10 protein-coding genes are annotated in these 12,141 nt (G+C 40.6%); 3 read left to right on the forward strand and 7 right to left on the reverse strand.

The window, feature by feature from the left end; translation table 11 throughout:
• Positions 1 to 149: 149 nt before the first annotated feature.
• On the reverse strand, positions 150 to 698 hold the full coding sequence (syd, locus tag L1068_RS05270; protein ID WP_237129390.1) for a SecY-interacting protein: 549 nt from the start codon (positions 696 to 698) through the stop codon (positions 150 to 152).
• Between the two features lie 61 nt (positions 699 to 759).
• On the opposite strand from syd, the gene queF reads away from it, so the two are divergent.
• The gene (gene queF / locus L1068_RS05275) at positions 760 to 1,608 is read left to right on the forward strand and encodes an NADPH-dependent 7-cyano-7-deazaguanine reductase QueF (RefSeq protein WP_237129391.1); all 849 of its coding nucleotides are present in this window, start codon (positions 760 to 762) and stop codon (positions 1,606 to 1,608) included.
• A 19-nt stretch (positions 1,609 to 1,627) separates the two neighbouring features.
• Here queF and L1068_RS05280 read toward each other — a convergent pair whose 3' ends face one another.
• The 3 genes from L1068_RS05280 to L1068_RS05290 are packed head-to-tail and all read right to left on the reverse strand — an operon-like array spanning position 1,628 to position 7,892.
• Positions 1,628 to 2,518, reverse strand: coding sequence for a peptidylprolyl isomerase (locus tag L1068_RS05280; RefSeq protein WP_237129392.1), 891 nt, complete (start codon positions 2,516 to 2,518; stop codon positions 1,628 to 1,630).
• Between the two features lie 2 nt (positions 2,519 to 2,520).
• Entirely contained in the window at positions 2,521 to 6,222 is a 3,702-nt protein-coding gene (locus tag L1068_RS05285) for a translocation/assembly module TamB domain-containing protein (protein WP_237129393.1), read from the reverse strand.
• Positions 6,219 to 7,892 (reverse strand): autotransporter assembly complex family protein, encoded by a 1,674-nt coding sequence (locus tag L1068_RS05290; RefSeq protein ID WP_237129394.1) that lies wholly within the window; start codon positions 7,890 to 7,892, stop codon positions 6,219 to 6,221. Before L1068_RS05290 ends, L1068_RS05285 begins: the two co-directional genes overlap by 4 nt.
• Positions 7,893 to 8,208: 316 nt before the next feature.
• Between L1068_RS05290 and L1068_RS05295 the strand changes: the two genes are divergently transcribed.
• Positions 8,209 to 8,535, forward strand: coding sequence for a ribonuclease E inhibitor RraB (locus L1068_RS05295; RefSeq protein ID WP_237129395.1), 327 nt, complete (start codon positions 8,209 to 8,211; stop codon positions 8,533 to 8,535).
• 54 nt (positions 8,536 to 8,589) lie between these two features.
• On the opposite strand, the gene L1068_RS05300 is transcribed toward L1068_RS05295, so the two are convergent.
• Positions 8,590 to 9,540 (reverse strand): diguanylate cyclase, encoded by a 951-nt coding sequence (locus L1068_RS05300; RefSeq protein WP_237129396.1) that lies wholly within the window; start codon positions 9,538 to 9,540, stop codon positions 8,590 to 8,592.
• Positions 9,541 to 9,544: 4 nt separating this feature from the next.
• Positions 9,545 to 10,549 carry a response regulator gene (locus L1068_RS05305; RefSeq protein ID WP_237129397.1) on the reverse strand — a complete coding sequence of 335 codons (1,005 nt, stop codon included), beginning with the start codon at positions 10,547 to 10,549 and terminating at the stop codon, positions 9,545 to 9,547.
• A gap of 262 nt (positions 10,550 to 10,811) precedes the next feature.
• Between L1068_RS05305 and tpx the strand changes: the two genes are divergently transcribed.
• Positions 10,812 to 11,414, forward strand: coding sequence for a thiol peroxidase (gene tpx, locus L1068_RS05310; protein ID WP_237129398.1), 603 nt, complete (start codon positions 10,812 to 10,814; stop codon positions 11,412 to 11,414).
• 56 nt (positions 11,415 to 11,470) lie between these two features.
• On the opposite strand, the gene adk is transcribed toward tpx, so the two are convergent.
• On the reverse strand, positions 11,471 to 12,115 hold the full coding sequence (gene adk, locus L1068_RS05315; RefSeq protein ID WP_010559844.1) for an adenylate kinase: 645 nt from the start codon (positions 12,113 to 12,115) through the stop codon (positions 11,471 to 11,473).
• Positions 12,116 to 12,141 lie beyond the last annotated feature (26 nt).

Here is a 12,141-nt window from a genome sequence, read left to right on the forward strand (position 1 = left end):
CATTAATTATCGCTTTTTTTCTTCGACAAAAACGATGCTGCAACAGAACGAGAAGTTTGACTGTTGCTACTACTTCAATTTTTCAACGTACGTGATGGTGCTTTGGCTCGCAAGCACGACCACACAAATAATCACCTGGATATTACACGTTATTGCGTGTAGTAGAGACCCTTGCAGTCAGCCAAAAATGCTTCCATGGAGTCTGCTAATTTATGATGTGGTTCTTTGCCTAGGTATTCAAGCCAGATACTTGCATCCTCTAATTTCATTACAAGTAACAAATCATCTTCTTCACAAGTTGCAAAAAACACCGTATCAGCCTGTTTTAACCGACGCTTCATCAGCACATGGCCGGTTATATTTTGCTGTAAGCGATCAAAGTCTTGTTCGCTCCAAGCTTGCAACAAACAAAGATTATGCTCTTGATAGCTGGTAAATAAATTATCGCTGTAAAAGCTGCCAAAATAGGCCTGAAGTGCTGCTGGAAATTGTGTTTCAAGGGCTTTTTCTAACGCCTGCATATTACCGTTTTGCGCCACTTGCTGCCAAGCAACCGAATCATTTTCGACACTATTTGGTATTTCACATGGACTTGGCCAATCGCTATCGTGAAACACGCGCGGTGCCTGCCCTGTTTTTTGCTGTGCTAATTGCGTAATTTCCGTGTACACGCGTTGTAAGTTTTCGCTAATTGACATACTGCCTTTGCCCAATTTATTCGTTACAATAGTTAATTATTTTACCGATTCTAATCTGATTATGTCACATTACCAAGACGCGCCTGAATTAAAAGGTGCATTACTCGGACAACAAACCGAATATAAAGACAGTTACGATGCATCGTTACTGTTTCCCATTGCACGAAAACTTAATCGCGACGATTTAAATATCGATGAAAGTGCATTGCCATTTAAAGGCGAAGATACATGGACAGGCTATGAGCTTTCTTGGTTAAATCAAAAAGGTAAGCCTGTCGTTGCTGTTGCTGAGTTTATTTTCCCAGTCACCAGCAGCCATATTATTGAATCAAAATCATTTAAATTGTATTTAAATAGCTTTAACCAAACTAAGTTTGATTCTATGACACAGGTTCAGCAAATTCTAACAAGCGATTTATCTAAAGCAGCAAATTGCGATGTGGTTGTAAAACTTTTCAATGCCGACGATTTCGATTGCTTAATGCCAACCCCGTTTACTGGCACGTACTTAGATGATTTAGATATTGAAGTAAGTGAATACGATCTCAATACCGAGCTACTAAAAGCCGATGCGAGCAATGAGATTGTGACTGAGACACTGTATAGCCATTTATTAAAATCTAACTGCTTGATCACATCACAGCCAGATTGGGCATCAGTGGTGATCCGCTATACAGGCAAAAAAATATGCCATGAGAGTTTACTCAAGTACCTTATTTCATTTAGAAATCATAACGAATTTCACGAACAATGTGTCGAGCGCTTGTTTTGCGATATTCAGAATAAGTTTTCGATGACGCAGCTTGAAGTATTTGCACGCTATACGCGTCGTGGTGGTTTAGATATTAACCCATATCGCTCTACCGATTTTGCGACAACGCAATTTAAGTTAAAAAGTAACCGCCAATAAGCGGTTACTTAAACTATCGTTATTTTTCTGTGGTTTTTGCGCGCTTAGGCACATTTAAGCCACAGACATCGATGTAATTAGCTCGGTGGTGAAACCAAGGTTCCGGGCGATTGCGTCGTGATTCAATATACAGCTTAAAACTATCACTGTTGGTTTTCATCACTTCAATATTATGTGCTGGCGAATCGCTTAAATCTGCTGCCACAACAAAATTGCGAATTGGATTAAAGCTGACATCTTCAATCGTTGTTTTTGGTTTTCTATCTAGTCGTTGAATATGCTCAATACCCGTTACAACGCGTCCAAACGATGTGATATTTAAATCTAAATAACGGTGATTGCCCAAAATCACGTAAAACTCTGTACCACCACTATCAAGCTCGTTGCCTCTTGCCATTGCAAAATTGCCAATACAGTGGGTTTGCCATGTTTGGGTGCTCGCCGCATTTTGCGCCACAGCAAAACCATTTAAAAAGCCGGTTTTATCAGCATAACCATCTTGTGTATCCACTAGCTGAATCGCGATTGGTTTTTGTGTTGTTTTTATAAATTCCGCGGCGATGGATTTGCTCGCTGTTTTCGGCTGTTTCTTTTCTGAAATATCACCACCTTGCGCAACAAAGCTCTCGACAAAACGATAAATATTTAAGTCTTTATAAAACCCTTCTCGTACTAACTTTTTAAAGTTAGCAACGTGATTAGGGGCTAGCAACGGGTTGAGCTCAATTACGACATCGCCAGTGTTGAGCGATAGTATTAACGTGTTTTCTAAATCGAGCGCACGCCATTCATTTTGGCTTGATTGTGCTATCACTTTGGCAGGTGATAATGGCTTATCATTGCTTTGGCTTGCTGTGCTGGTAACAGCCAACGCGCCTACAACCAGCGATATAAGGGTTTTTCTTATCATTATTAGTCCCAATCAAATTTATATAAAATATCGAGCGAATCATTTAGGCCACTAATCGCTTCAATATACAATTTTGGTAGTAATTGATAACGTACTGCAACTTCGCTCATCGAATCAAATATGCCAATACTGTATCGCACTTGAATGTCAGGCGCGACATAACCTGAAATCTCTACTTTAGTTTCTTCACCACTGCCGCGAGATGATAACGACACATCTTCAATACCGATTGCTTCACCGATTTTTGTAATACTGCCCTCACCACGCGCAAGACCTCGTGATAATAAAAGCTGGGTTAACATGCCATCACTCGATGAATTAGAATCGCTGAGCGGACGCCCTGACAATAAATAAGACAGTGCCATGGCTTGGTCCATCTTGGGATCTGAAAATACTTCAAGGCGCGGCTGTTCAACACCACCTGTGAGTTTTATGCCGGCAATAACACCGTCTTCAGTAAGGTCGGGGTTACGAATTGCTCTCACATTTAGTAGTGGTTTATCAACCGCACCATTAAAGGCGATTTGCCCTTTTTCGATTTGTAGCTCCTGCCCTAACCCGCGATAATAACCTTCTAATAATGCCACCTCACCCGTTGCAATCAGAGGCGTATCGCCTACTTGTTTAAACAGCACATCGCCCTTTAACTTTGAACGTAAACCAAATGAATCAATACGCACATTGTCATCAATGACAACTGAAAGGTCGATGCCGTAGCGAATTGGTAACGGTTTCTTTGTTTGTTTAGCAGTATCAACAATAACTTCATCATCGGAAACGCTTACAGCACCTTCAGGTAATTCTTTTACTTTAATGCGGCCATCAACAACACGCACTTGCCCTGAGATATTGGCGAACTGTTGTTCATAGGTCATATTAATATTTGGCGATATTGCAAACCACAAATTAGGCTCAAGGGCGATTTTAAAACCATTGCCTTTAATATTAGCGCTCGCACTCAGTTCGCCTTGCCAATTTGCTTGGCCATCAAGCGCTAAACTGCCTTTATTGCTATCAAATAATTCGCCGTTGAGATTAGCACTGTGATCATTAAAGTTTATAGCCATATTGCCTTGTTCAATGCTCAATGGTGTCCATGGCGCGAGAAACGCGAGCCCTTGCAGAGCGAGTTTTCCGTTTACTTGTGGTGAAAACGCGCTGCCTGATAACGTAACATCGGCATTAAGTTCACCATCGAACTTATCAATTTGCTGGCTAAAGCCGGTTAAATTACTAAAGTCGAGCGCTTGTAATTGTATTTTGCCTGTTAACGTACGTTTTCCGGTCACATCTGTAATATCGATATCACTAATAATGTTGCCGAGCACGGACGATGCTAAGTTTGCGTCTAGCGTTACATTTTTTTGATCTGCCTTAGCGTTCAAATAAAACTGTTCGATTGGCACTTGCGTTTTAATAAAGCTTTCGTTGATTGCAAAATTAACATCGCTGGATTTGAGCTCACTATTTAAACTCAATAATTTGCCATTTTGCCAGCGTGCATCTAAATGGCCGACTAATTGGCCTGTAGGCGTTATGGTTTTAGGAAGCGCTAACGTTAATACAGAAAGATCAAAGTGCGTTAATGCTAACGATAATTCACCTTGCTCGGCCGATGCCGTTAATGGTTTTAAACAAAACGCTGTATTGGTACCTTGCCAGCAATGTTCGCTAACATTAACTTGGCCAGAGTTTAAGTGATAACTGAAATCTATCGCTTGCTGATTGGTTAAATTAATTTTTTGATTTTTAAGCGACAGCTTATTTAAGCTACCAGCATATTGGTTGTTGATTAAACCACCATTAATTTGTGATTTTGCATTTACTGTTTCAGATTCTAACGATAGCTTAGCCAAATGTTTCTTTAAATCGCCTTCTATCGAAACGGAAACCGCATGAATTGGCTGATCATCAAGTGAGATCCCTTTGGCATCAAATGCAATCTTACTTAAATAATTTTTTGCAACATCAACATGGCCTTCACTACTTAGCGCATCAATTCGGTACTCTTCAAATGCCAACTGTTTTAAGTTTGCTTGCCAGCGCGCTTTTGGTTTTTCAAGTTCGCCGCTAATTTTAAACTCAGCGTTTCCGTGTCCTGACAACCTTGGGTCAAGCGTATCGGGGTTTACTAAATTCAGGTTACCTGAAATATCCCACTCTTTTGTTATTTCGCCATGTAACGTTAATTGATTTTTGTCACTGGTAATCTGTAACTGAGATATTGACGCTTTTAGGTTATCATCAACGTTCATCGCAACAATCGCATCGATAGGCGCATTGTTAATTTGACCAGCAACGGCAAATTCCGGAATATCGAGTTGCCACTCGTTGCCACTTGCGCGCACCGCCAAATCACCTTTTAGCGCTAAATTAGAAGCAACCGAAGGCAAAAATTCCTCAGTACTAATATTCTCAGATAATACTGAGATAGAGGCATCAACGCCTTGCTGCCAATTTACTTTGCCTGCGAGTGTTAATGTGCTTTTTTCACTTTCGATGTCCAAGCGTTCAATATTGAGTTCGGAGAAATTACCTTTGCCCTGACCATCAATCGCAAGCTTTGGCATATCTGTAACACTTAGCTTTGTGTTCAAACTATAATCAAAAGCGGTTAAATCGCCTTTTGCACTAACGCTTGTATCATCCACGGCGATTGTTTTATCGTCTTGTACTAGCTCTAAATGCTTTGATAATACACTCATTTCAAACGGTAATTGCTCACTCATCAACGATGCGCTGCCATTAAGTGATGCACTGTATAAACCCGTTAATTCACTGCTTATTGTTAATGCACTTAAATCACCTTCAAGATTCGCCTCTAGTGCGTGCTTTGGATGTTTAACGGTTGCGTTTAAGCTTATTGGGTTATGGTTTGCTAGTGATAACGCGCCTTTCAGTGCCGCACTGATGTCCTGATAATAAAGGCTTAAGTGAATAACATTTAAATCACTTGCTTGCTGCTTTGCCTGCAACGATAAATTGCGGATCACTTGCGACACGTCTGCTTGTACTAGCTCAAATTGCGATACACGTAGCGCGTTTATTTGCCAATCAAGTGGGGTGTCAAAATGCAGTGGCGATATTTTTGGCATCGTTATTGGCGATGTTGATTTTGTAGCACTGGTTTCTTTATTTTGTGCAGGCAACGCTAACTTAATCTTATTTACTGCTAAGCGCTCAACGGTCAGCTCACTCTTTTGCGCATTTAGTTGGGTAAAAAACTCTGTGACATCAAGCGCCAACTCGCCTTGGGTAAAACGAAATGATTTTATTGAAAATGTTTTTATCGCTAACGACACTGGCAACTCTATTTTGCCAAGTGGCGATTGCGTATCAGGCTCTTGGGTATTTTTATTTGCTGCTAACTCAACCGCAACAGATTGCGCATTAAACTGCTTTACACATATCGCTGCACAACTATAAAAACGCACATCAAGCTGCGCATTAACTAACGTAAGCGCTAACTGCTCATTTTTATAATTAACGTTAAACTGACCGCCACGTAACAAAGGATCGTCTTTCATGGAAATAGAAAGATTAGGTACTAGTTTGTTTGCACCATAAACTATCAGTTGATTACCAACACCACTGAATACCAGCGCGACTAAGCCAATAAGCAGTACTAACAAAGACCAAAATAGATTACGAAACACCCGTAAAACCGTTTTCGTTAGTGTGATTTTAGTTACCGTTTCACTCATATTTCTGGCCCTATGGTAATACTAAAGCGACCTGTACGCGTGTCATCAGTAACAGCAAAGGCATAATCAATTCTTACCGGGCCAATTGGCGTTAACCATCGCAAACCAAGGCCTGTACCTACCTGAATTTTATCTTCGAAATCGTTGGTTGCAGTACCGGCGTCAATAAATAACGCGGCCCGCCAATTCGGTAAAAAGCGATAGTTATATTCGGCACTGGTAGTCGCTAAGTACTGCCCTCCAACAACTTGGTCATTAATTTTTGGTGCCACCGACTCATAACGATAACCGCGAATACTTTTATCACCACCAGCAAAAAAGCGCATCGAAATTGGCACATCATTAATATCGTCAGTGATTATGGCGCCTATATTAATGCGGCCAAATAGCATATGACGCTCAGCAAAGGTGGTAAGGCGTTGACCTAATAGCTGCACTTTTACTAAGTCTGTATCGGATGCGAGGCTTTCACTGGCAAATTCGGTAGAAATTAACAACTGCTCACCCCAATATGGTGTAGTTCCACCTAAAGTACGTTTTCTTGCGTAACTAATGCCCGGTAGTACCATATTGCTGTGATAATGGGTGCCGGCTATTTCGTAATTTTCGATTTCATACTTTAAAAACGCGGTACGGATCCAATTACTCTCTGTAAGCCATTGTCGTTGTGCTTGCACCGTTGCTTTTCGGGATAGTTTATTATCGTCATAAATATAACCCGCGCCAAAACGCCAAACATCATTATTCGGATCGTTCACCGGAATGGTATAGCTAATACGTGCTTGTGGGTCTACTTGACTGGCTTCAATGTTGGTTTCAAGGTAATGGCCATTTTCGCTGATCCATGGTTTAGTCCATTTAAACCGTAACTTTAAACCGTTATCGTCAGTGCTTACACCACCACCGACCTCGAAACTGTTCTCAGGTTTATGCAGCAGTTGTACGATAACCGAGATCTCACCATTTTCACGATTAATAATATCGGGATAAACACGCACACTTTTAAAGTAAGGCATATTTGACAGTTGAATATTAAAATCAGTTACCGTGTTGTTATCATATGGATTGCCAACAACCATTGGATTTAAACGGTGCACCAACTCGTACGCTTTTATTTCTTTGTCTAGCACAACAGGGCCAAATTTATAGCGAATTCCCGAATCCACATGTAAACGAATAACCGCGCTGTAAGTACCACGGCGTACTTCAATGGTGTGCTTTAACCACTTTGTGTCAAAATAACCATATTCGAAAAGCACTGAGCTGATCTGGCTTTTTGCTTTTTCATACGCGCTATGATTTAGCGCCTGACCAACCGCCAAGTTAAGTTTTGCAATCTGTTCGTTAATTTCTTTTTGCTTTGCAGCGTCACCGAAAATCTGAATATCGAGCTGGCTAATTTGTGTCACCGTTTTTGCATCGACATTAACAACGAGGCGTACTTGCCCGCCGTCATCTTCCGCTTTAACGTCAATGGTTGGTAAGTAAAAACCAAACGGTTTTAACGCATTTTGCGTAAGCGTTTTAGCTTTTTTAATGATGCTTGGAGAAAATGACTGTTGTTTGAGTTCATTTAAATATAACTCGACGTTGCGTTTTAGCCCGTCGTTGTCTGTTTTTACAGTAATGCTCGAAACAATTGGCGATGCCAATACTGAGCAAGAGAACAAACATAACACTGTAAAAATAATAATGCTGCGGAACAATTTATACTCAATTAATTTTAATCATGAATTCGGAGGCGATTGATTCTTTAAACGCGTATCAGCCTTTAGTTATTGAAGCTCACGTAAATTACAAGGCGAAACATCAAACTTCCCGATAGAAACACGCTCAACGAGCACAAAAATAGAACGTCAAAAATCAACCGTACCTATTCTAACCTGCCAAAATGTGCGAATAAACAAAAACATTCACGATTACATATTTACCCCGTTTCACGCACGCAGTAAACTTAGCGCTATAAATTATTACGTGAGTACCTTGATGGATTTTCCAACAGACGACAATGGGCAAATTTTGGCCGAGATGCACCAAGAAGGTGTCGATTTAACCAAAACACATACACTCGACTTCTTTATTCTTTTTGAAAAAGTCAGTGATGCAGATAAGTTTGCCAAAGTTATTAGCGAGGACGATCTTGCACCTATTACCAAGCAACAAAAGTGCCCTGATACAGGGGTATTTGAAGTGTTAGTGAGTGTTGAAATGGTACCGGACCATCAGCTTATTACAGATTTAGAGAACTACCTAGAATCAGTTGCTAATCCACTTAATGGCTACGGCGACGGTTGGGGTATTTTAGCTGAGTAAGTAAGCTAATAGCGTTAGTAAGTATGTTAACTTGCTAACGCTAAGCCAGGAGAATTACGCCACATTAATGGTGTTTCGCCCTGCTTCTTTTGAACGATATAGTGCTTTATCGGCGTCTTCAATCCACTGTTCGTATTTTGTATATTTACCATCAAACTGCGCAATACCTATACTTATAGTAAGCGTAATTTCCGACTCTTCGTAATGGATCACCGCATCTTCTATGGTTTTACGCAAGCGTTCAGCAAATACTTTAGCGCCACCTAAGTCGGTGTCAACTAACGTTACAGCAAATTCTTCACCGCCATAACGCCCTGCTACATCCGATTCGCGCAGTACTTTTTTCAACGTTTGTGACACAAAACACAGCGCCGCATCGCCACCTTGGTGACCAAATAAATCATTAATCTTTTTAAAGTGATCGATATCGAACATTAACAAGCAGCTTTTTGCCTGACTGCGTTGCTGACGCTTAAATTCTTTTGAAAAGCTTTCTTCCCAAAATCCACGGTTATAAAGGTTTGTTAACCTATCAACTCGGCTTAATTCTTCTAGTTTTGCGTTCGCTTGTTCAAGCTCAAGTTTATTAACCGCCTCATCAGTCACATCGTAAATAATCACGCACAAGTGAGAGACTTCGCCTGTGGTGTTCGTCAGCGGAATAAGAGTGCCATTTTGGTACATGTAGTCCGCTTTACCAGTGATTGGTCGGTAATTTTTAAACTTAAAAATATACGGATGCTGTTCCCAAATGGTGAAAGAACGGGTTTTTAACACAAATACCGATTCGGCTTTTGAACGAAACCATGTTTCATCGATGCCTGGGAAAGCATCAAATACGTCTTTACCTTTCACTGCACTGGGTAACAAACCAGAATGAGCTTCCATAAAGCCATTCCAAACACAAATATTGTATTTTCTGTCTAACACCACCAAACCGACGTCTATGGTGTTAAACATATCCATCATCCAGTGAATTTCATTGAGTTCAAAGTCTACGCTCATAGTGTTAGTCTTCTAATAAGTATTGTGTTTTAAACTTGAGTGTTTTTAATGAGTCTTCAGTAAATAACAGCATTAGATCACAGTTTACGTTGTGATTTTCAATGCTGTAACTGATCTCAATTGCTAACGTACGCTGCCAACGTTCTTGGTTAGTACTGACTAAATCGGCTACGTTACAATGCTGCCCCATTACCACAGGGTGCCCTTGTGAAAAGTGCATATCAAGCTGCTTAGCAAGTCCCGTTAATACTGCGCCAATGAGAATATTCCCCACATCCATTAACAGCTCTAGTTCCACTTTTTGATTCAATTCACCTTCGTAATTCATTAAAGATGCGATTTCAACAAAACTTGAATCATTGAGTAGCAATAATGCTTCACCCGATACGCCACCGCCTATAAAGCCCTGACATACTCCAGATGTGGATGCATTGGTATCAATTGATTGCAGCGCCATTGAAAGCTCATTGACTTCCAATACGTTAACGTTGGGAATAGGTAGTTCAACAAAGACATTAAGCAAACGTGCTAATAAGTTACCCGCTTGCCCCATCGCTACGTTAGTGATCTCTTGATAAATATCTCGAAGTTCAGGATCGAGTTGCTCGCCAAGAGAGTGCTGTAATCGTTCGCGCATGGCTTTATCTTTAATGCCATGCTTTTCAATAATCTCTTCTAGCTTAGCGCCATCACACGGCTTCGTTATAAAATCAATTGCCCCCAGTGCCATCACTCGTTCATGGGCTGTTGGCTGAATATCACCAGACACCACCACCACCAGCACATGCAAATTCTCTGCTTTAATTGCTTGCAGCACTTCGTAGCCGTCCATTTGTGGCATATTAAGATCGAGGAACAGAATTTCAGGTTGAATCGCTTTTATTTGCTCTAAACAATGAAGACCATTTTCAGCGTATTCAATTTGTATGTCCCAATCATCTGGTAGCGAACGAGCGAGCTGTCGCCGCGCCAAACGAGAGTCATCACATATTAAAACTGGGGTTGCCATACTATCACTCTTATTTTTTGTCTTTATAAGTTTAGAGCAGGAAGTAGGTTTTAACTAGCACTGCATGAAATCTACGACTATTGTGCTAAAAATTGTAACAAATTACAAAAGTTTCGTTCACAAAGTTACCAATTTAATCAAATTGTAACGCGTTGAACTGATCGCTTAAAGCCGCTAACAGATAAGTCTTATTATCACTTTATCAGTGTCTTACACGTGTGCTAAATTAGCAATTACTTATAGCAGAAACTGTGTTTTTATTATGTTAAAAAATTTAATGACGTTAACGAGTTTAATTAGTGCATCTCTTTTGTCTTTAAACCTAGCGGCAGCGCAATATCAATTACCTCTAAATCAAACTGATTCTGGTAAAATTTCAGCCAACAGTAAAATGCTTACATTGCGTGGTAATGCGGTTGAGCTAGGACAACAAGCGCCTGATTTCAAAGCTGCAAACAATAAATTTGCACCAGTTTCTTTAAGCGACTTTGAAGGAAAGGCAGTACTTATTAGCACAGTGCCAAGCCTAGACACTGGCGTGTGTAGCTTACAAACAAAACACTTCAATGATAAGTTTGCAGCGAGTTACAGTGACGTGGTGATGCTTACTATCAGTATGGATTTACCATTTGCACAAAGCCGCTTTTGTAAGGCCGAAAACATTACCCAAATGCATACTTTATCAGATGCGGTATGGCGTGAGTTTGCCCAAAACTATGGCTTGCTAATCCAAGATATGGGGTTATTAGCGCGCAGCGTAATCATCTTAGATAAAGACCACAAGATTGTTTACAAGCAGTTAGTGACTAATTTAGCGAAAGAACCTGATTATGTCTCAGTAGAGTCAGCTCTTAAGAAGTTATAATTAACGTTCAGATATAAAAAAACCGCCGAGATGGCGGTTTTTTTATTTATTGGGTATTAGCCCAGTAAATCTGCAAGTTGTGCACTTACTGCTTCAACTGCTTGTGTACCATCTAATTTGTGGTACTGCGTGTTACCTGCGTCTGCTTCAGCACGGTAGTAATCTACTAACGGCTTAGTTTGTTCGTGGTAAATTGCTAAACGCTTACGTACTGTTTCTTCTACGTCGTCATCACGAATAATTAAGTCTTCGCCTGTTACGTCGTCTTTACCTTCTGTTTTCGGTGGGTTGTAAACAACGTGATAAACACGACCAGAACCTGGGTGCACACGACGGCCGCCCATACGTTCAACAATGATTTCATCTGCAACGTCAAACTCAATACAGTGATCAACTGTAATGCCGTTTTCTTTCATTGCATCTGCTTGAGGAATTGTGCGTGGGAAACCATCTAATAGGAAACCGTTTTCACAGTCAGCTTTAGCAACACGCTCTTTTACTAGGCCAATAATAATTTCGTCAGAAACAAGCTGGCCTGCGTCCATTACTTTTTTAGCTTCAAGACCAAGTGGCGTGCCCTCTTTAATCGCAGCGCGTAACATATCGCCTGTCGAAATTTGTGGGATACCGTACTTATCCATTAAAAATTGTGCTTGCGTACCTTTACCTGCACCTGGCGCTCCTAAAAGAATAATGCGCATGACTTTTCCTCAAGATGTTTTTTAAT

It is taken from the genome of Pseudoalteromonas sp. MMG024, assembly GCF_021654175.1.
Lineage (GTDB): Bacteria > Pseudomonadota > Gammaproteobacteria > Enterobacterales > Alteromonadaceae > Pseudoalteromonas.